The sequence below is a fragment of the Hymenobacter sp. YIM 151858-1 genome (assembly GCF_025979705.1).
Classification (GTDB): Bacteria; Bacteroidota; Bacteroidia; order Cytophagales; family Hymenobacteraceae; genus Solirubrum.
The window spans coordinates 2,401,469-2,420,103 of the sequence record NZ_CP110136.1 but is presented as its reverse complement, the minus strand read 5'-3'; the positions used below and the strand labels follow the sequence as shown (position 1 = coordinate 2,420,103).

Genomic DNA, 18,635 nt, shown 5'->3' with positions numbered 1-18,635 from the left:
GCAGTTTTTACCCCACACGCAAGCCATGGCCACCATCACCGAACCTGTTAGTCGAGTAAGCGAGCTGGTGTGCTCGCGCTGCCACGCGCCGCATTCGGCGTTTTCCCCCCAAACCGTGGCTGAGTGCTGCGCTGCGCCGCTGCTGGCCCGCTACACGCTCGAGAAAGGTTCGCTGAGCAAAGAAGCCTTGGCTGCCCGCCCGGCCACCATGTGGCGCTACCGCGAGGTGCTACCGCTGCTCGACGATGCCCACATGGTGAGCCTGGGCGAGGGTTTTACGCCGCTGCTCACGCTCCGCAACCTAGGGGCGCGCTACGGCCTGGCTTCGTTGCTGCTCAAGGATGAGGGCCAAAACCCCACCGGCTCGTTTAAGGCCCGCGGCCTGAGCATGGCCATTTCCAAAGCCAAGGAGCTAGGGGCCGAAGGCTGCATCATCCCGACGGCCGGCAACGCCGGTGTAGCCATGGCCGCGTACTGCGCCAAGGCCGGCCTGCCCGCCACGGTGGTAATGCCGCGCCACACGCCCCAGGCGTTTCGGGAGGAGTGCTACTGGTACGGCGCCGAGGTGCGGCTGGTGGATGGCCTCATCAACGATTGCGCCGCGCAGGTGCGCCACATCAACGCCGATGGGCACTTGCTCGATGTATCGACGCTGAAAGAGCCGTACCGCCTCGAGGGCAAAAAAACCATGGGCTACGAAATTGCCGAGCAGCTGCAATGGCAACTGCCCGACGTGATAGTGTACCCCGCCGGCGGCGGCACCGGGCTCATCGGTATCTGGAAGGCTTTTGGGGAGATGAAAGCCCTGGGCTGGCTGGCGCCCGATGCCAAGCTGCCGCGCATGGTGGCCGTGCAAGCCACCAATTGCTGCCCGCTCATCGAAACCCTTGCCGGCAATCAGCCCAACTGCCAGCAGTACCTAGGGCGCGCCACCATTGCCAATGGCCTGGCCGTGCCGCGCCCCCTGGGCGAAGCCCTCATGCTGCAAGTCCTGAAAGAATCGAACGGCACGGCCCTGAGCATCAGCGACGACGAAATGTTGGAAGGCATGCGCGAGCTGGGCCGCGCCGAAGGCCTGTTTGTAGCGCCCGAAGGTGCCGCCGTGTGGCTGGCCACCCGTAAGCTGCTGACCAGCGGCTGGCTGCGCGCCGGCGAGCAAGTGCTGCTGCTGAACACCGGCTCGGGCCAGAAATACCTCGACAACGTGCTGGGTCGGTACTAGCAGCCAGCAGTTCGCTTTCCCTGCCGCACCTGTCATCCTTCATCTGTCGTCCGCCAAGCGAAGGACCTTCTCGCGTTGGACCTCACCCCCGGTCCCCTCTCCAGAAGAGAGGGGGAGCAGATGCTATCCGGCGTTAGCACGCGAGATGTCTCGGCATGCTCGACATGACGTGCTTTTTCATGGCCCTAGGTCGCGAGGCTCCCCCTCTCCCTCATGTCGCGCCTGGAGCGAGGTAGGGGGCCGGGGGGTGAGGCCTCTCGTCAGCACCACGCGACCTGGGGAACAGCGCGCCCAACTGTGATTTTATGGGGTGCTTTGTGCTTCGCGGCGGCCGAACGCCGTATAGCCAACCACACGCCACCAAGCCAACGCACCTATGCGCGCCAACCAAGAGCGGCTCTACGCCGATGTCCAGTTTCTGACCTCGCTGCAGCCGGCCCGCAACTACCGCAATCTTACCTCGCTGAACCGGGCCGCCGAGTACATCCGCGGGGAGTTCGAGAAGCTGGGCTGCCCCGTGGAGGAGCAAGCCTTTAAGGCCGATGGCCGCCAGTACCGCAACATCGTGGCCACGTTTGGTCCGCCCGAGGCCGAGCGCATCATCGTGGGGGCGCACTACGATGTGTTTGGCGAGCAGCCCGGCGCCGACGACAACGCCTCGGCCGTGGCGGGCCTGCTCGAAACCGCGCGCCTGCTGCACGCCCTAGGTGCCCAGCTGCCCCCCGACCGCCGCATCGACCTGGTGGCCTACCCCAACGAAGAGCCGCCGTACTTCGCCTCGGAGTACATGGGCAGCGCCGTGCACGCCAAATCGCTGCACGATGCGGGCGTAACCGTGCGCGCCATGATTTGCTACGAGATGATCGGCTATTTCCGCGACGAGCCCGGCTCGCAGCGCTTCCCCACCGAAAACCTGGCCGAGCTATACCCTAACACCGGCAATTTTATTACGGTGGTGGGCCGCGACGGGCAGGAGCTGTTTACGCAGCGCGTGCAGCAGCTTATGCGCGCCCAAGCCGATGTGGATGTGCAGCGCATCAACCTGTCGGCCAAAGCCGGCCTGGCGGGCCTGTCCGATCAGCGCAACTACTGGCCTTATGGCTGGAACGCCGTGATGATCAACGACACCGCCTTTTTGCGCAACCCCAACTACCACGAAACCACCGATACCATCGACACGCTCGATTTCCGCCGCATGGCCGAGGTAGTAAACGGGGTGCTGAACGCCGTCCTGAACTTATAAAACCGCCAGGGCGCGCGTGCGGGCGTCCATTACGTGGTGCCACAAGGGCGGCACCAGGGCCAGCAGCAGCATGGCCGGGTAGCCCGCCGGCATTTGGGGGCTGGTGGGTTGGTAGCGCAGCGCATGGTACGGCCGCGAAGCCAGGTAATGGTGGTCGGAGTGCCGGGTTAGCTCGTACAGCAAAATCCGACCTAGGGGCTGTTCGGCATTCCAGGAGTGGTGGGGCTGCACCCGCTCGTACACCCCGGGCCGCACCTCGCGGCGCTGCAGGCCGTAGTGCTCCACGTAGTTTACCGCCTCCAGCAGCGCGCCGCCCAAAAAAGCCACCACCACAAAGCCCAGGGCTGCCTGCCAACCCAGGCCCGCGCCCACGGCCAGCACCGCCAACACCTGCAGCAGCTGAAACCGCAGCATTTGGTTGTGCCACGGGTGCCATACCGCTTGGCCTGCGCGCTGCAGGCGCGTGGCCTCCAGGTGCCAGGCCGAGCGCCAGCCGCCCCACATCGAGCGCAGCACAAACGGGTAGAGGCTTTCGCCGAAGCGCGCCGTAGCCGGATCGAGCGGCGTGCCCACGTGCCGGTGGTGCCCGCGGTTGTGCTCGATGAAGAAGTGCAGGTACAGGCTGCTGAGCAGCAGGGCTTGCGCCAGCAGTTGCTCCAGCCGGTTGGCGCGGTGGCCCAGCTCGTGCGCCACATTGATGCCCAGCACCCCGCAGCAAATGCCCTGGCTGGCGGTAAGTCCGGCCAGTTCGGCCGGGTTAAGCGGTTGCGTGCTCAGCGTGTGCAGGTACCAGCCCAACAAACCGTACTGCAGCGGCACATTCAGGTACAGCAACCCATCGAACACCCACGCATACGCCGCCGATGCGGTAGCCGGTTCTTCGGGCTGGGGTTTGGGCCTGGGCAATACCAGCTGCTCGAGCAACGGTACGGCGCCAAATACCACAAGCGGCGTAAGCCACGCCCATGCGCCGTGCCACAGCAACCCGAGCGCTGCGCACACAGGCACAGTGTAGGCCAGAAAGTAGCGTAAATCGCGCGGCTGCATAGGTTGGTAATGGCTGAAAGGCTATGCTTAAGATAATGCCGCAAGCACCCGAAAGCAAGTAGTAGCACGAGGCGGTAAGCACGGATTACTACGGTTCAGGTCTTATAACTTACGCCTTGTATTTATAGGGGGGTTATTCATTTGAAAGACATAGATCAGTAGGTTCGACTATGCATAAACAGGGGTGATTTTTAATAAATAGCCATGTTTTGTGCTTTGGCCTATGTAAATAAAGGGGGTGTTTACCAAAGCATATATTTTGTTCATACATTAGCTGAAGCCGCTGACCAGCTCATCTAATCTATGCCAACCACCACGCCGCGTTTGTCCTTTGCTCGGGTAGCCCTAGGTGGGTTGCTGCTGAGCGCACTCGTTGCTGCCGCTACGCCTGCCGCACACCCGGTAGCCCTGCCCGGCTCGCTGAATTTCGCCGACATAGCCTGGATGCTGACGGCCACCGCCATGGTGCTGATCATGACGCCGGGGCTGTCGTTTTTCTACGCGGGCATGGTGCGGCCCAAAAACGTTATCAGCACCATGCTGCAGAGCTTCGTGGCCCTGGGTGTCATCACGCTGGTGTTCTACTTCGTGGGCTTTTCGCTGGCCTACGGCGACTCGTGGCACGGTATCATTGGTTCGCCGTTTACCTACGCCTTGCTGCGCGGAGTGGGCACGGCGCCGCATCCGGTGCTGTCGCCTACCATTCCGTTTATTCTCTACTTCGCCTTTCAGCTGAAGTTCGCCATCATCACGCCCGCGCTCATTACCGGCTCGTTTGCCGAGCGGGTGCGCTTTAAGGGCTATCTGGCCTTTATGGTGCTGTTTTGCCTGTTCATCTACTGCCCCTTGGCGCACTGGACGTGGCACCCCGAGGGCTTTTTGCGGCGCTGGGGCGTGCTCGATTTTGCCGGCGGCACCGTGGTGCACATTTCGGCGGGCATTGCGGCGCTGGCCGGCGCCTTGGTGCTGGGGCCGCGCACCACGCACCAAAAGTCGTCGTTCTCAACGCCCAACGTGCCTTACGTGCTGCTCGGCACGGGTTTGCTGTGGTTTGGGTGGTTTGGCTTCAACGCGGGCTCGGCCCTGGGGGCCAACGAGCTGGCCGTAACGGCCTTCGTGAACACCAACCTGGCCTCGGCGGCGGCGTTGTTTGCCTGGTTGCTGGTAGAGGTGGTGCGCGGCGGCAAGCCCACGGCCGTAGGGGCCTGCACGGGCGCCGTGGTGGGGTTGGTGGCCATTACGCCCGCGGCCGGCTACGTAAGCTACGGCCAAAGCGTGCTGTTCGGGGTGCTGGCGGCGCTTATCAGCCACGCGGCGGTGCACTGGCAAAACTCCCGCACCACCATCGACGATACCCTCGATGTGTTTCCGTGCCACGGCCTGGGCGGCATGGTGGGCATGCTGCTTACGGGCGTGTTTGCCGATAAAGTGGGCCTGATCCACGGCACCGCCACGGTGTTTGGCTACCACGTGCTGGGGTTGCTGATTGTGGTGGGCTACTCGTTTGGCGGGGCGTGGGCGCTGCTGAAGCTGACGGACCGCTTTTTTGCCCTGCGCGTGAAAGCCGCCGACGAGGACCTAGGACTCGACCTAAGCCAACACGAAGAATCGACGTACCACGTCGACGAGGATTTTGAGCGCACCTACCGCAAAGAGCTGCAGGCCAGCAAACTGGCATAACAAGCATTCGTGCGTGCCCACCACTCCGGAGAATGGGAAAGCCGGGGCCGCACGAACCTGGGGGAATGGGTGCAGAAGGCAGAAAAGCCGCCAGCGGGGAAACTGGCGGCTTTTCGTTTTTGCAAAAGCAAGCAGGCTAGTGGCCCATTTTCGACAGAAAGAACGCCGCCAGGAAGCCCAGCACCGTTATCAGCCCCGTAAAGTTGTGGGTTACCTCAAAGGCTTCCGGAATCATGGTGTCGGCAATCATGGCCAGCACGGCGCCGGCGGCCACGGCCGTAGTAGCCGCCACCACATCCGGCGAAAACTGGCTGAACACCGCATAGCCCAGCCACGCCGATATGCCCGACACCAGCGCGATGCCGCCCCACAGTAGCAGCACGTAACGCGCTGAGTGTCCGGCTTTCTTCATGCCAGCCGCGCTACTGAGGCCTTCGGGCAAATTCGAGAGGAAAATAGCTACCACGGCCACGGTGCTTACTGCGCCGCCGGCCAGCAAACTCAGGCCGATTACAATGCTTTCGGGTATGCCATCGAGCAGGGCGCCTACGGCCAGCGCGGTGGCGTTGTCGTCGCCGGCGTTGTTGCCCTCGGTTTGGCCGGCTTGCACCTGCCGCCGCTCCGCGGCCTGGTGGTGGCCCGAGCGTTTGCGGTGTTTGGCGCCGTAGCGCGCCAGCAGCCAGTTGGCCAGCGTGTAGGCCGCGGCTCCGCCCACAAAGCCTACCGCGCTGGCCGTAAAGCCACCCTGCGCGTAGGCTTCCTCCATCAGCTCGAGCGAGAGCGTGGAGATAAGAACGCCGCTGCCGAAGGCCATGATGGCGGCAATCAGGCGCTGCGGCACGTTGGCGAAATAGCCAATGGCCGCGCCCAGCAGCAGCGCCGACCCCGAAACCAAGCCCCAGAAGCCGGCCATAAACCAAGTAGGAAACATCGTCATGAGCAAAAGCCCGGCAGAGTGCGTGTTTGCTGCATACGCGGTTTGCCCGCTTAAGGTAGAGCTTGGGCCCTAGGTGGTGCCGTGCGGCTAGTGCGCGTGGGCCAGCAAGGCGCTGCGCAGCTCCGCATCCGTTAGGCCGGGCACATCAACTCTTTTAAACGGAGCCGTGTGGCCGCTGAGCAGCGTGAGGCTGCTGCGGGGTTGGGCCAGCACCTCGGCCAAAAACCGCAGCAGGCAGTCGTTGGCTTTGCCATCCTGCGCGGGCGCGTTCAGCCGAACCGTAACGCTGCCATCGGGCGCCAGCACAAGGGCGTTGTGGCGGGCGTTGGGCTTGGCTTTGAGGTGCAGGGTGGCCATGCGGCTGCCTAGGTGGTAGGTGAGTTGTAGGCGTCGTACACGTTCCAGGCCCACACGGCAAACGGAACGATTACCGTCCACCAAAGCAAAAAGCCCACAATGCCGCTAATCACCCAAATGAAAACGGCTTTCAGAATTTGCCCTTTGATGAGCTGGCCCAGGCCCGGAAGTATGGCCGACAGCAGGGCCGGCACGCCGTAGGTAGGTTTCATGGCAATTGGTTAAGGCTGACGCGCGACAGCCCACGCGTATGGAAGCAAGGTAGCAAGAAACCGCGCTGCCGAAGGCCGTAGGCATTGTGGTGGGCAGAAGCGGCAGATCATCAGCGCCAGCACAGGCCTGCGCCACTGCCGCCGCCGCCCCGCGTTACCGGCCGCCCATAATGCTTTGCCCCGTGGGGCATGCATCGAGCAGCACGCAGCGGCCGCAGGCCGGCGTGCGGTAGTAGCAGCATTTTTGCCCATGAAACATAAGGGCCTCGTGGTGGTCGTACACCTGCTGCGCATCCCACTCAGGCGGCAGCAGGGCCTCCAGCAACGCGTGCGAGGCCTCGGTGCCCACCTTGGGCCCGATCAGACCTAGGCGCTGCGCCACGCGGTGGTGGTGGCTGTCGACGGGCATGGCCGGGCGCCGCAGCGTGCTGAACAGCAAGGTAGCCGCGCTGGTTTTGGGGCCCACGCCGGGCAGCGTTTCCAGCCACGCACGGGCTTCGGGCACGGGCAGCTCACCTAGGAACTCGAGCGCCAAATTGCCCTGCAGCCGCTCGGTTAGCTCGCGCAAAATGGCCTGGATGCGCGGCGCTTTCTGCTCGGGCCACGTGCACGGGCTGATGGCTTCCTGCACCTCGGCGGTGGGGGCGTCGCGCACTTCGGCCCAGGTAGCAAACCGGGCGCGCAGCTGTTGGTAGGCCCTGTGCGAATCCTGGTTGCGGGTGCGGTGCGACAACACGGCGCTGATCAGCTCGCTCATGGGGTCTTTCACGCTGAAAAACCGGAACGGCGCGCCGTAGAGCTGGCACAGCCGCTCGTGCGCCAGCAAGGCCAGCGCCTGGCGGTGGGCAAAATCGGTGGCAGATGGCGGAAGGGCGGCAGACACAACCCTGGCAAACGCAGGAGCCGGCCGCGCGGTTGGGCTGCCGCAAAAAAGAAGGCCGGCCCCTAGGTGGGTACCGGCCTCGGCAAGCATAGGAGCCGCGGGTTAGCGCGTAGCTGCTCCGTTGTAGTTGTACATCTGCACGGCCTGCTTCAGCTTGTTGGCTTGCGAGCCGCTCACGAAGGTGGGCACCAGCAGCACCGGCACCGAGATGAACAGCAGCGGCGAAATGCGCTGGGCGTTGCCGCTGAAGGTGTTCAGCATACCCGCCACCAGCATGCCGCCGCCCACAATGTAGCCCGCGGTGCTCACGCGCTTTAGGCGAGCGGCATCGCGCAGCAGCTCGGCGCTGCCGGGGTTATCAGAAAGCGCCACGCTCAGGTTGCGGAAGTTCATGTCCTGAATAGGGCCGCCGTCTTTGCTGAAGTACTCGGTTTTGACGGTGCGGTAGCCGCCGCCGTAGGGGTAGCCCGCCATGCCCCACGGGCTGCCGAAGCCGTAGCGGCCCATGCCGTAGCCGTAGGGGCCGTAGCCCCAGGGCCCGCCAAAACCGCCCGGCGACCATGATTGCGAGGTAATGGAATACGTGCTGATGCGGCCCTGCTTTTCGCGGCGCAGCGTGGCCTCGCGGCGCGAGCCGGGCAGCGTGGTGCGGATGTAGTGGCCCGTTTCGTCCTGATAGAACTTAATCTGATCCAGATCAAACCGCTGCTGGCCGTTGAGCAGCAGGTACGAGCGGCCAATTACGGGTTGGCGCAGCTCCACATCGTCGGCGGCGTACACCTGGCCCGATTTCAGGCCGATGCGGTAGCGCGGTTGGGGTGCTTGCTGGGGCGGGGCGGCCTGCTCGGGCGCAGGCTGGGCTTGCGCGGGCGCAGCAGCGCTCCGGCGCACGGTATCGGCTACGGTGGGGGGCGTGCTCAGCTGGCGCGGGGCATCCTGCGCCACGGCAGCAGCCGCGGAGGCGCCGGCAAGGCCGGCGGCGAGCAACATCGAACGGATGTTCATGAGTGGAGGGCGTGAACGAACAGGGGGAATACCTTGAGGAAGCGTCCGGGTGAGTAGCGGTGGCACATGGCCCCGCGCCGCACGGCCGAAAAGTAATGCCGGGGCCAAGATGCCGCAAAAAATCGGCCAGTGCCCCATGCTTTCCAAAACCACAACAGCAGTATAACTCGTTCCGCCAGCCAAATTCCTTTTTAATCCCATACGGAGCTGCCGCTCACGGCGATACAAAAGCTTGTTATGCGGCCAATTTCACGGCAGCGCTAGGGGCCCGAGCAATTCCTTTAGATTTGAAGCCATTTGATTGCACTCGTTCATTGTGGCTATTAAATATTGTTTTACCCTATTCGTGTTAGGGGGCTCATTGCTCAACTTTGGTCCCGATTGTCGCCGCAAGCCTTTTCGCTTGTTGTACCCAAACCAAGTACTAGTGCAAGGCATCTCCGATGCTGGTAACGACTGTTTGCCCCAGTATATATCTAGCTTGGTGTGCAGTCGCAACGGTACAACATTGTATCGGGCCGACACTTTACAAGAGTTCGAGTTTAAGAAGCGGGTGTGGCCCCGGATTGTCATAATCAGTCCGAGTCGCTACCAACTTTTGCTCGAACGGAACCTGCGGCCAAATAAAAACGACTTGTTGCTGCTAACCGTTGACGGCAACCGTGTGGTGCGCCGGCAGGTGCTTCCCACCTTCGACAACCCCGCATGTGATGTAGATGGTGACGGGCGAGTAGAGTATGCAGGTATCCGCGACTATGCTGAAGCAGTAGACGATCCAGCTAAAATGTCCTACAATCCTATCTTGTTTTACGAGCTGCGCTCAACTGGTTGGATGCTAGATAGTACGGCTACCATGCAAATAAATAAAATGCTTTGGGGTAAATTCTACGGGTTTCAGCCCAAGCCCAACCTGCAGTTGCAAATACCAAAAGGTTATAACAAGTACTTGCCTGTTATTGAGTAAGCGAGTCAGCTCCTAGGACGAATAATAATACAACAGCCGCGGGGCCGCCGAATGATGATTCGGCGGCCCCGCGGCTGTTGTCTGAAAGCAAGCGTTACTCCGGCTTCAGCAAGGTTTCGAGCAAGCTCATGCTGTCGATCATGTCGCGCGTGTTCTCGAAGTCAATGGGCTTCACGATGTAGCCGCGCACGTTGTGCTGCTCGGCCTGCATGCGGTCGATGTCCATCTCGGAGGTGGTGGTGATGAACACCGGAATGTGGCGCAGCTCCTCGTGCGTGTTTAGCTCGGCCAGAAACTCGTGCCCGTTCATTTTGGGCATGTTCAGGTCGAGCAGAATTACCTCGGGCAGCGGCCGGATGGCCTCTACGCCGTTCAGGCCCAGCAGCATATCCAAGGCTTCGAGCCCGTTGAAGGCCGTGTAGAGCTTGTGCGGCACGCTGAACTTCTCGAACGACTTCTGCACGGTCATCGTGTCGAAAAAATCGTCTTCTACTAGCAGAACTGAACGCATGGGCGGGCGAAGTGGTGAACGCGCAAAGGTAAGGTACTACTGCCGGAGGGCGCCTGGGTTACAGCTCGGCTTTGCTGAGCAGCACCCCCACGGGCTGCTTGGGCCAGGTAAACACAAACGCCGCCCCGTGGCCCACCGACGACTCCACGCGGATGCTGCCGCGCTGCTCGTCGATGATTTTCTTGACGATGCTCAGGCCGATGCCGGTACTTTCGGCGGTGTGCCGGTCGCGCAGCGTCTGAAACATCAGGAAGATTTTTTCGTGGTACTCGGGCGCAATGCCGGGGCCGTCGTCCTGCACCCGAAACTCGTACTGCTTGCCCGCCTCGCGGCAGCCTACCACAATGATGCCCTGCTTGTTGTGGTGGTACTTCACGGCGTTGCTGAGCAGGTTGGTAAACACTTGCTGCAGGCTCAGGCGGTCGGTGAGCAGGGTAGGCAAGGAGTCCTGAATGCGCACCTCAAACGTGGGCGGCACCACCAAATCGGCTACTTCGTGCACCAGGTGCTCCACGCTTACCTCCTCGAGCCGCTGCTGGGTGCGGCCCACGCGGGCGTAGGCCAGCAGGCCGTTAATCAGGTCTTCGAGGCGCGTGAGGCGGCCTTTCATCAGCCCAAAGTACTCGCGCATTTTATCCGACAGCTCGTGGCCCAGCTCGTCCTCAATCCACTTCACCACGGTGCTCACGCCGCGCAGGGGCGCTTTCAAGTCGTGCGAGGCCACGTAGGCAAACTGATCCAGCTCGCGGTTGCGCTTTTCGAGGGCCGTAAACGTCTCGTCGAGGGTTTGCGTCATGCGGTTGAGCGAGGTGGCCAGGTTGCCCACGCTGTCGCGCTCCTTGTCCTTGATTTTTACCTTGTAGTCGCCCTGCACCACCTGGTTGGCCAGGTTCTCGATAATGCTGATGCGGTGCGCAATGCCCTCGTTGGCGGCCGCCAGCTCGCGCTGCAGGCGGTCGTTGGCGGTTATTTCCACGCTCACGCGCCAGAACAGCCACAGCGTGATGACGATGGCAAACGTGGCCGAAATCAGGATAATGGCGGGCGTTATGGTTTCGTAGGTGCTTTGCTCGGAGCTGCGTTCCTGCAAAATTTCCAGCTCGCGGGTGCGGGCCCGGCCCAGCATGCGCTCAACGGCGCGCATGGTTTGGCGGTCGGTGTCGAGCAGGGTTTGCACCGACGAGCGCGACAACCGGCCCTGGCCGCGCGCCATGTCGGAGAGCAGGCGCATTTGTACGTTCACGAGCGTTTCGAGCGTATCGAGCCGCAACTGCTGCTGGGGGTTGTCCCTGGTCAGCCGCTGCACCTCGTTGTAATGCACGAACACCTGCCCCTTGGCCTTGTTGTAGAGCCCTAGGTACACGGTGTCGGCCGTAAGCAGGTAGCCGCGCACCCCCGAGCGGGCATCCTTGATGCGCAGCTCCATGTCCTTGAGCTGCTGCATCACCTGGTAGGAGTGCTCTACCCACTGGGTGCGGGTGCTCAGCTGCCGGGTGCTGATAAACGAGGCCACCGCCGTGAGCAGCAATACACCAGCCGCGATAAAAAAGCCGATGTACAGTTTGGTTTTCGTGTTGAATGCCATGTTGGAGAATGCCGTAGGCTAACGAATATGCAAGATACACACCCCGGCCCGCAGCGGCCCAAAAACCGCTTGCCGTGAGCAATGCCGTATCTTCGCGGGCCCTACGATTACCGCAGCACCATGCCCGACGCCATCAGCAGCCCGCAAAATCCCCGCATCAAAAACCTGCTGCGCCTGCAGCAAAAATCGTCGGAGCGCCGGGCCCAGGGGCTCACCATCATCGAGGGCCTGCGCGAGCTAACCATTGCCCGCGCCGCCGGGGTGGTGGTGCCCACCGTGTTTGTATGCCCCGAGCTGCTGCCCCGCGTGCAGCAAGAGGAGCTGCGGCAGGTGCTTGCGGCCTCGGCCGAGTGGTTTGAGGTATCGAAGGCGGTGTTTGAGAAAGTTGCCTACCGCGAGGGTTCCGATGGGGTGCTGGCCCTGGCCAAGCCGCCGCTGCGGCGCTTGCACGAGCTGGAGTTGCCTGCCAACCCGCTGCTGCTGGTGCTCGAGGCCGTGGAGAAGCCCGGCAACCTAGGGGCCGTGCTGCGCACCGCCGACGCGGCCCAGGCCGATGCCGTAATCGTGTGCGACCCGCGCACCGATTTGTTTAACCCCAACGCCATCCGCTCGAGCATTGGCTGCGTGTTTACGGTGCCGGTGGTGGCCACCACGCGCGAAGAGCTGCTGGGCTGGTGCCGCCAGCACGGCATCCGGACTTACGCGGCCGCCCTCACGCCCGCGGCCCAGCCCTACACCAACTTCGATTACTGCGGCCCCACGGCCCTGCTGATGGGCACCGAGGCCGACGGCCTCACCCCCGAGCTCATTGCGGCCTGCGACCATACCATCATCATTCCCATGCGCGGCTACATCGATTCGCTCAACGTGAGCACGGCCACGGCGGTGCTCACCTTCGAGGCCGTGCGCCAGCGCGACGTGGCTGCCGCCCGCGGCTAGGGCCGGGCGCACCTAGGCCGAGCCGCCCAGGCGCAGCTCGCCCGCCAGCACCACCCCGCGCGGCTCCAGGTCATCGTCGAACACGCACAGGCTGGCCTCGTAGCCGGGGGCAATCAGCCCTAGGTGGTTTTCGAGGCCCAGCACCCGGGCAGGGTAGAGGGAGGCCATGCGCAAACTTTCGGCGAGCGAAAGGCCCGCGTGCTGCACGCAGTTGCGCACGGCCTGCAGCATGGTTAGCGCCGAGCCCGCCAGCGTGCCCTGCCCATCCACGTACCGGTCGCCGGCATGGCGGAACTGGTACGCGCCCTCGGGGCTTTCGGCCACGGCGTCGGTAATCAGAAACAGCCGCTCGCCCATAAGCTTGTGGCTGATGCGCACCGCCGCAAAATCGCAGTGCACGCCATCGGCAATAATGCTGGCGCAGGCCGTGGCCGAGTCGTACACGGCGCCCACTACGCCCGGCTCGCGCCCCGCCAACCCCGACATGGCATTGAACAGGTGCGTAGCCGCCGCAAAACCGCCACCGAAGGCCGCCGTGGCCTGCGCGTACGTGGCGTTGGTATGCCCCGCCGACAGCACCACGCCGGCATCGCGCAGCAAAGCCACGGCCTCGGGCGTGGCTGCTTCGGGCGCCATGGTCAGCATCCGCAACGCGCCGGCCCCTAGGTGCAGCCACTCGCGCAGCTCGGCCACATCGGGCACCCGAATAAACGCGGCTTGGTGGGCGCCTTTTTTCTGGTGGCTGATGTAGGGCCCCTCCAAGTGCACGCCCAGCAAACCGCCGTTGGGGTGTTGCTCCCGGAAAGCTTTGCCGGCCAGCACCGCCTCGCGCATGAGTACGGGCGAGTTGGTGGGCATGGTGGCCAGAAAGTGCGTGGTGCCCTGTTGCCAGAACGTCTCTTGCATGCGCGCCAGCACCTCGGGGGTAGGATGGGTAGAAAAGAGCACCCCATCAGCCCCATACACCTGCAAATCGATAAGCCCGGGCGCTACGTGCAGGCCGCCCAGGTTGCGGGCAGGCACATCGGCGGGTAGCTCGGCCGCGGGTACCACCCCCTCGATGCGCCCGTGGCTGATGACCACGGCGTGGTGGAGCAGCTCGGCATGGCCGGTGTGCAAAACGGCGTTGGTAAGGGCGTAGCGCATTGGCGTAGGGGTAGCAGAGGCAGGGTGCTGAAACCACAAAAATGCGGCACCAGTATTTTTGGCGGCTTACGTACTACCAGTTTTCGCAGCTATGATCGAACACCGCACTTTTCGCATCCACGGCCGTGTGCAGGGCGTGTTTTTCCGGCAGTCGTCGCAGCAAGAGGCCCGGCGGCTGGGCCTCAGCGGCTACGCCCGCAACGAGCCCGACGGTACCGTAACCATTGAAGCCGAAGGACCCGCCGACGCCCTAGGTGCTCTGGAGCAGTGGTGCCACCAAGGGCCGCCCGCCGCCCGCGTCGATCGGGTGGAGGTGCAGCCGGGCGCGGTGCAAGGCTACGGGCGGTTCGAGGTGAGGCGGTAGGCTGCGCCGCTACTGTTTCAGCACGCGCTGCACCACACGCCCTTGCCGCGTCGTAAGCGACACGAAATACAGGCCCGCCGGCCAGCCAGCCGTATCAACTTGCCACGGGCCCGCCTGCACGGGTTGGGTATGGTACCGCCGACCTAGGGCATCGAATATCTGCAACTGGCCGGCTACCGGAACCTGCGCCACCAAGGTTTGCTGCACCGGGTTCGGGCTCGTCTCGAAGCCGTGGATTGCGGCAGCGGACTTGTTGGGCAAAGCGGTTTGTTGTTGCACCGCGTAGGCCGTGGCCTTGAGCGTGCAGCCCGAGTAGAGCACCGAGGCCTGCAGCAGCAACCAGCCGTAGCGGTAGCCCGTGGCGGCATTGCCCAACCGGAAGCCCAGGTAGTGCGGGGCCCCATCGCGCCACTCGCCTATCCGCTGCAGGCCACCGGGGTTCGAGGCCTCCAGCGCCAGGGTTAGTTGGCTGTCGGTTTGCCCGTTAATGGTAGCCGCTGCCCAGGTGGGTATTGCGCTGCCCGGCACAAACGGTTGGGCGCTGTCCTGGATGGAAGCCCCACCGGCTAGGGCAACGGCCGTTGGTTTGAAGGTGGTTTGGGTTTTCAAAATTTCCCCACCGCTGATCCAGGCATGGGCGGAGGCAACGGGGTACTTGCCGGCTTGCAAAGTGGCGTCGGTGCTCAGAAACACATCGAACCGGCCATCGGCATCAACGTCGAGCGAGTCGAGCCGGCGGGTGTTCAGCGGGGTGTTGGGGCCGGCGTAGGTTAGGGTTGAGCTCAGCACCCGCTCGGGCACCAGCACCTCGTGCCACAAGCCGCTCACCTGCCCGGCCACAATGCCCGATTGCGCCCGCACCGTACCTAGGCTCGCCAACAGTACAACCCCGAACAGCACGCATGTCGGGCGGGCAAGCCGTGCCCGGCGCCTAGGTAAACGTACGCGTAGCGGCATAGGCAGCAGGTTTAGGAGCAATGCACGTAAGGTAATATTCGGTAGCTGAAATATGTTGGTGGCCTTTGCTGAAAACCCATAGCCGGGCAAACGCATTCGCAGGGGCGGCGCGCAAACACAAGGCAAGCCAAAGTGCGATATTGCGCCAATGAACAAGGCTTTTCTGTCTAACCTACTGCGCCGCTTGGGCCTGATTTACGGCGCCGACCTGGTACGCTACCGCTTTGTTCGCTTCCGCAATCGGCAGGCAAACCAGGCCTTTCGCGCCGCCAACCCTACGGTAGCCTTGCCGCCCGATTACCCGCTCTACGAAACCTATCAGCTCAACTACCAGAAGTACTACGAGGGCGGCCGCGACACCGCCCGCTGGATACGCGACTTGCTGGCGCCCCACCTGGAGCTGCGCCACGCGCACCTGCTCGATTGGGGTTGTGGCCCCGGGCGCGTTATCCGGCACTTGCCCAGCGTAATCGGCCAGGGCTGCCGCTACACCGGCACCGATTACAACCCCCAGTTTGTGGCGTGGTGCCGGCAGCACCTGGCGCGCCCCGATACCGCGTTTCTGCAAAACGGGCTTGAGCCGCCCCTGCAGGCCGCAGCCGCCACCTTCGATGCGGTTTATGGCATCTCCATCTTCACGCACTTATCGGAGCAAGGCCACCGCCAATGGTTTCAGGAGCTCATGCGCGTAACCAAGCCGGGCGGCGTGCTGCTGTTCACAACCCACGGCGAGGCATTTTTGCCGGTGCTCACGCCCGCCGAGCAAGCGCGCTTCGGGGCAAACCAGCTGGTGATTCGCAGCTACGAAAACGAAGGCCACCGCATGTACGGCGCCTTTCAGCCGCCAGCCTACCTACGGCAGTTGTTTGAGCCCCAGGCCGAGGTGCTACGGCACATGCCCGGGCAACGCCTGGGTGGTAGCTCCAGCCAAGATGTGTGGCTGTTGCGGAAGCGCTAAACCAACCACGCCGACAAACAAAAAAGGCGCGGCCGAAGCCGCGCCTTTTTTATTCAAGCTGCCGAAAAACTAGTCGTTCTTCTTGGCCGAGCGCAGACGCTCGTTTTCGTCGAGCAGGATTTTGCGCATCCGGATCGACTTCGGCGTTACCTCCAGGTACTCATCCTTCTGGATGTATTCCATCGCGTCTTCCAGCGAGAACTGGCGCTTGGGGATAATCTTCACGTTTTCGTCGGAGCCCGAAGCACGCATGTTGGTCAGCTTCTTGCCCTTCTGAATGTTGATGGTCAAGTCGTTGGGGCGGGTGTGCTCGCCGATAACCTGGCCAGCGTATACCTCTTCGCCCGGATCAACGAAGAACTCGCCGCGGTCCTGCATCTTGTCGATGGTATAAGCGGTGCCGGCACCGGTCTCCATCGAGATAAGCGAACCGCTGATACGACCAGGGATGGTGCCTTTGTAGGGCTCGTAGCTCTGGAAGCGGTGGTTCATGATGGCCTCACCAGCAGTAGCCGTCAGCACGTTGTTGCGCAGGCCGATCAGGCCCCGCGATGGGATGTTGAACTCCAGGTGCTGCAGGTCGCCTTTCGGCTCCATGATGGTCAGCTCGCCTTTGCGCATGGTTACCAGCTCGATAACCTTGCCGGCGGTTTCCTCGGGTACGTCAACCACCAAGTGCTCGATGGGCTCGAGGCGGTTGCCGTTGTCGTCTTCTTTGTAGAGTACCTGCGGCTGGCCTACCTGCAGCTCGTAGCCTTCGCGGCGCATCGTTTCGATGAGTACCGACAAGTGAAGGATACCCCGGCCGTACACCAGGAAGGTGTCTTCGCGGTCGGTTTCCTGCACACGCAGGGCCAGGTTTTTCTCGGTCTCTTTGTACAGACGGTCGCGCAAGTGACGCGAGGTCACGAACTTGCCTTCCTTACCGAAGAACGGCGAGTTGTTGATGGTGAACAGCATGTTCATCGTCGGCTCGTCGATGCTGATACGGGTCAGCGCCTCGGGGTTTTCAGCATCGGCGATGGTGTCGCCGATGTCGAAGCCTTCGATACCGGTTACGGCGCAAATTTCGCCGGCCTGTACTTCGGCAACCTTGGCTTTGCCGAGGCCTTCGAACACCTGCAGTTCCTTGATCTTCACCTTCTTGATGGAGCCGTCGGCCTTCATCAGGCTCATGTTGGCGCCTTCTTTCAGGGTGCCGCGGTGCACACGCCCGATGGCGATACGACCTACGAAAGCCGAGTAGTCGAGCGAGGTAACCTGCATTTGCGGCGTGCCCTCGATGAAGGGAGCCGGCGGAATCGACTCGATAACGGCGTCGAGCAGCGGGGTAATGTCTTCGGTTTTCTGTTTCCAGTCGCGCGACATCCAGCCCTGCTTCGACGAGCCGTACAGCGTTACGAAGTCCAGCTGGTCTTCGGTGGCGCCGAGGTTAAACATCAGGTCGAACACCTGCTCGTGCACCTCGTCGGGGCGGCAGTTCTCTTTGTCAACCTTGTTTACTACCACAATCGGCTTCAGGCCTAGGTCGATAGCTTTCGACAGCACGAAGCGGGTTTGGGGCATGGCGCCTTCGAAGGCGTCGACGAGCAGCAGCACGCCGTCGGCCATCTTCAGTACGCGCTCTACTTCACCACCAAAGTCGGCGTGACCAGGGGTGTCGATGATGTTGATTTTAACGTCTTTGTAGCGAACCGATACGTTTTTGGAAACGATGGTAATGCCACGTTCCCGCTCCAGGTCGTTGTTGTCCAGGATCAGGTCATCGAACTGCTGGTGCTCAGCAAAAAGCTTCGAGGCGTGGATGATCTTGTCCACCAGCGTCGTTTTGCCGTGGTCAACGTGGGCGATAATGGCGATGTTGCGGATATTCTGCATGAGAGCGGTTTTGCGGGTGCAAATGTACGGAATGTTAACCGCAAATGCTTGTTAACCTTAATGTTTCAAGCCAAAGCATGCTGTGGCTTAGCCCGGTAGCTATACCAAACAACACCTGGGGGCTTAGCGTTCGGCCAATGCTTAGGGAGTTTTCAGCCCAATACAGCTCCATTGATATGCGCTTTGCCTGCCTTGCACTAACCCTTTTTCCGGTAGTATTTGGGGCGGTTTTGCCCGCTTGCTCGGAGCAACAAACCAAGGCCGAGCCCGCGCAAGCTGGCACTGCCTCGCAGTACCCTAAAGCGGCGCCGCGTACCAACCAGCCCAATGAGTTTGCGGTGCAGAAAACCGACGAGCAATGGCGCGCGCAGCTCACCCCCGAGCAGTACAAAGTGCTGCGCGAGCAAGGCACCGAGCGGCCCTTTGCCAACCGGTACCACCGCAACCACGCGGCCGGCAGCTATTACTGCGCTGCCGATGGAAACCTGCTGTTTCGCAGCTCCGAGAAGTTTGATTCCGGCACCGGCTGGCCCAGCTTTTGGGTGCCGGCCACCAACGCCTCGGTGAAGGTGCAAACCGACCGCAGCTACGGCATAACGCGCGACGAGATTGTGTGCGCGAAGTGCGGCGGCCACCTGGGCCACGTTTTCGACGACGGGCCGAAGCCCACCGGCCTGCGCTACTGCATGAACTCGGCTGCCATGACGTTCGGGCGAAGCAAATAACCTAGGCTTAGGCTGCAATCCG

At 62.5% G+C, this 18,635-nt stretch carries 19 protein-coding genes; 8 read left to right on the top strand and 11 right to left on the bottom strand.

The annotated features are described in order from the left end of the window. Positions 1 to 25: 25 nt before the first annotated feature. Both OIS50_RS10740 and OIS50_RS10735 read left to right on the top strand, forming a co-directional pair. Positions 26 to 1,222, top strand: a complete 1,197-nt coding sequence (locus OIS50_RS10740) for a threonine synthase (protein ID WP_264690639.1) — start codon at positions 26 to 28, stop codon at positions 1,220 to 1,222. 376 nt (positions 1,223 to 1,598) lie between these two features. Further along, the gene (locus tag OIS50_RS10735; protein WP_264690638.1) at positions 1,599 to 2,465 is read left to right on the top strand and encodes a M28 family peptidase; all 867 of its coding nucleotides are present in this window, start codon (positions 1,599 to 1,601) and stop codon (positions 2,463 to 2,465) included. Here the strand turns inward: OIS50_RS10735 and OIS50_RS10730 are convergent. Continuing rightward, complete coding sequence (locus OIS50_RS10730; protein WP_264690637.1) at positions 2,460 to 3,512, bottom strand: alkane 1-monooxygenase; 1,053 nt, start codon at positions 3,510 to 3,512, stop codon at positions 2,460 to 2,462. The genes OIS50_RS10735 and OIS50_RS10730 overlap by 6 nt on opposite strands. 303 nt (positions 3,513 to 3,815) lie before the next feature. Between OIS50_RS10730 and OIS50_RS10725 the strand changes: the two genes are divergently transcribed. Then, a complete protein-coding gene (locus OIS50_RS10725; RefSeq protein WP_264690636.1) occupies positions 3,816 to 5,192 on the top strand; it encodes an ammonium transporter in 1,377 nt (458 codons plus the stop codon). Positions 5,193 to 5,328: 136 nt separating this feature from the next. On the opposite strand, the gene OIS50_RS10720 is transcribed toward OIS50_RS10725, so the two are convergent. The 5 genes from OIS50_RS10720 to OIS50_RS10700 form a co-directional block, all read right to left on the bottom strand. Further along, positions 5,329 to 6,129, bottom strand: a complete 801-nt coding sequence (locus tag OIS50_RS10720; RefSeq protein ID WP_264690635.1) for a ZIP family metal transporter — start codon at positions 6,127 to 6,129, stop codon at positions 5,329 to 5,331. Positions 6,130 to 6,216: 87 nt separating this feature from the next. Beyond that, on the bottom strand, positions 6,217 to 6,486 hold the full coding sequence (locus OIS50_RS10715; RefSeq protein ID WP_264690634.1) for a DUF167 domain-containing protein: 270 nt from the start codon (positions 6,484 to 6,486) through the stop codon (positions 6,217 to 6,219). Positions 6,487 to 6,494: 8 nt separating this feature from the next. After that, positions 6,495 to 6,698 (bottom strand): hypothetical protein, encoded by a 204-nt coding sequence (locus tag OIS50_RS10710; RefSeq protein ID WP_264690633.1) that lies wholly within the window; start codon positions 6,696 to 6,698, stop codon positions 6,495 to 6,497. A 154-nt stretch (positions 6,699 to 6,852) separates the two neighbouring features. Continuing rightward, entirely contained in the window at positions 6,853 to 7,581 is a 729-nt protein-coding gene (locus OIS50_RS10705; protein ID WP_264690632.1) for an endonuclease III domain-containing protein, read from the bottom strand. A 102-nt stretch (positions 7,582 to 7,683) separates the two neighbouring features. Continuing rightward, positions 7,684 to 8,586 carry a hypothetical protein gene (locus tag OIS50_RS10700; RefSeq protein ID WP_264690631.1) on the bottom strand — a complete coding sequence of 301 codons (903 nt, stop codon included), beginning with the start codon at positions 8,584 to 8,586 and terminating at the stop codon, positions 7,684 to 7,686. Between the two features lie 598 nt (positions 8,587 to 9,184). Here OIS50_RS10700 and OIS50_RS10695 point away from each other — a divergent pair. Next, complete coding sequence (locus OIS50_RS10695; protein WP_264690630.1) at positions 9,185 to 9,550, top strand: hypothetical protein; 366 nt, start codon at positions 9,185 to 9,187, stop codon at positions 9,548 to 9,550. A gap of 94 nt (positions 9,551 to 9,644) precedes the next feature. Here OIS50_RS10695 and OIS50_RS10690 read toward each other — a convergent pair whose 3' ends face one another. Together OIS50_RS10690 and OIS50_RS10685 are read right to left on the bottom strand one after the other, a co-directional pair. After that, positions 9,645 to 10,061 carry a response regulator gene (locus OIS50_RS10690; RefSeq protein WP_264690629.1) on the bottom strand — a complete coding sequence of 139 codons (417 nt, stop codon included), beginning with the start codon at positions 10,059 to 10,061 and terminating at the stop codon, positions 9,645 to 9,647. Positions 10,062 to 10,119: 58 nt separating this feature from the next. Further along, positions 10,120 to 11,646 (bottom strand): sensor histidine kinase, encoded by a 1,527-nt coding sequence (locus OIS50_RS10685; protein ID WP_264690628.1) that lies wholly within the window; start codon positions 11,644 to 11,646, stop codon positions 10,120 to 10,122. A gap of 81 nt (positions 11,647 to 11,727) precedes the next feature. Here OIS50_RS10685 and OIS50_RS10680 point away from each other — a divergent pair, with 81 nt between their 5' ends. Then, a complete protein-coding gene (locus OIS50_RS10680; protein ID WP_264690627.1) occupies positions 11,728 to 12,585 on the top strand; it encodes a TrmH family RNA methyltransferase in 858 nt (285 codons plus the stop codon). A 12-nt stretch (positions 12,586 to 12,597) separates the two neighbouring features. Here OIS50_RS10680 and nagA read toward each other — a convergent pair whose 3' ends face one another. After that, positions 12,598 to 13,731 (bottom strand): N-acetylglucosamine-6-phosphate deacetylase, encoded by a 1,134-nt coding sequence (nagA, locus tag OIS50_RS10675; protein ID WP_264690626.1) that lies wholly within the window; start codon positions 13,729 to 13,731, stop codon positions 12,598 to 12,600. Between the two features lie 91 nt (positions 13,732 to 13,822). Between nagA and OIS50_RS10670 the strand changes: the two genes are divergently transcribed. Further along, a complete protein-coding gene (locus OIS50_RS10670; protein ID WP_264690625.1) occupies positions 13,823 to 14,095 on the top strand; it encodes an acylphosphatase in 273 nt (90 codons plus the stop codon). A 9-nt stretch (positions 14,096 to 14,104) separates the two neighbouring features. Here OIS50_RS10670 and OIS50_RS10665 read toward each other — a convergent pair whose 3' ends face one another. Further along, entirely contained in the window at positions 14,105 to 15,052 is a 948-nt protein-coding gene (locus OIS50_RS10665) for a T9SS type A sorting domain-containing protein (protein WP_264690624.1), read from the bottom strand. Between the two features lie 148 nt (positions 15,053 to 15,200). Between OIS50_RS10665 and OIS50_RS10660 the strand changes: the two genes are divergently transcribed. Next, positions 15,201 to 16,010 carry a class I SAM-dependent methyltransferase gene (locus tag OIS50_RS10660; protein ID WP_264690623.1) on the top strand — a complete coding sequence of 270 codons (810 nt, stop codon included), beginning with the start codon at positions 15,201 to 15,203 and terminating at the stop codon, positions 16,008 to 16,010. 69 nt (positions 16,011 to 16,079) lie between these two features. Here OIS50_RS10660 and typA read toward each other — a convergent pair whose 3' ends face one another. After that, positions 16,080 to 17,888 carry a translational GTPase TypA gene (gene typA / locus OIS50_RS10655; RefSeq protein WP_264690622.1) on the bottom strand — a complete coding sequence of 603 codons (1,809 nt, stop codon included), beginning with the start codon at positions 17,886 to 17,888 and terminating at the stop codon, positions 16,080 to 16,082. Positions 17,889 to 18,118: 230 nt separating this feature from the next. Here typA and msrB point away from each other — a divergent pair, with 230 nt between their 5' ends. Continuing rightward, entirely contained in the window at positions 18,119 to 18,613 is a 495-nt protein-coding gene (msrB, locus tag OIS50_RS10650) for a peptide-methionine (R)-S-oxide reductase MsrB (protein WP_264690621.1), read from the top strand. The last annotated feature ends 22 nt before the right edge of the window (positions 18,614 to 18,635 follow it).

Excerpts from the sequence above, each read along its gene's own strand:
- OIS50_RS10720 (WP_264690635.1), bottom strand. The coding sequence starts at position 6,129 with ATGACGATGTTTCCTACTTGGTTTATGGCCGGCTTCTGGGGCTTGGTT.
- OIS50_RS10690 (WP_264690629.1), bottom strand. The coding sequence starts at position 10,061 with ATGCGTTCAGTTCTGCTAGTAGAAGACGATTTTTTCGACACGATGACC.
- OIS50_RS10680 (WP_264690627.1), top strand. The coding sequence starts at position 11,728 with ATGCCGTATCTTCGCGGGCCCTACGATTACCGCAGCACCATGCCCGAC.
- OIS50_RS10735 (WP_264690638.1), top strand. The coding sequence starts at position 1,599 with ATGCGCGCCAACCAAGAGCGGCTCTACGCCGATGTCCAGTTTCTGACC.
- OIS50_RS10660 (WP_264690623.1), top strand. The coding sequence starts at position 15,201 with ATGAACAAGGCTTTTCTGTCTAACCTACTGCGCCGCTTGGGCCTGATT.
- OIS50_RS10665 (WP_264690624.1), bottom strand. The coding sequence starts at position 15,052 with ATGCCGCTACGCGTACGTTTACCTAGGCGCCGGGCACGGCTTGCCCGC.
- typA (WP_264690622.1), bottom strand. The coding sequence starts at position 17,888 with ATGCAGAATATCCGCAACATCGCCATTATCGCCCACGTTGACCACGGC.
- OIS50_RS10710 (WP_264690633.1), bottom strand. The coding sequence starts at position 6,698 with ATGAAACCTACCTACGGCGTGCCGGCCCTGCTGTCGGCCATACTTCCG.
- OIS50_RS10740 (WP_264690639.1), top strand. The coding sequence starts at position 26 with ATGGCCACCATCACCGAACCTGTTAGTCGAGTAAGCGAGCTGGTGTGC.
- OIS50_RS10670 (WP_264690625.1), top strand. The coding sequence starts at position 13,823 with ATGATCGAACACCGCACTTTTCGCATCCACGGCCGTGTGCAGGGCGTG.
- OIS50_RS10730 (WP_264690637.1), bottom strand. The coding sequence starts at position 3,512 with ATGCAGCCGCGCGATTTACGCTACTTTCTGGCCTACACTGTGCCTGTG.
- OIS50_RS10725 (WP_264690636.1), top strand. The coding sequence starts at position 3,816 with ATGCCAACCACCACGCCGCGTTTGTCCTTTGCTCGGGTAGCCCTAGGT.
- OIS50_RS10685 (WP_264690628.1), bottom strand. The coding sequence starts at position 11,646 with ATGGCATTCAACACGAAAACCAAACTGTACATCGGCTTTTTTATCGCG.
- nagA (WP_264690626.1), bottom strand. The coding sequence starts at position 13,731 with ATGCGCTACGCCCTTACCAACGCCGTTTTGCACACCGGCCATGCCGAG.
- OIS50_RS10715 (WP_264690634.1), bottom strand. The coding sequence starts at position 6,486 with ATGGCCACCCTGCACCTCAAAGCCAAGCCCAACGCCCGCCACAACGCC.
- OIS50_RS10700 (WP_264690631.1), bottom strand. The coding sequence starts at position 8,586 with ATGAACATCCGTTCGATGTTGCTCGCCGCCGGCCTTGCCGGCGCCTCC.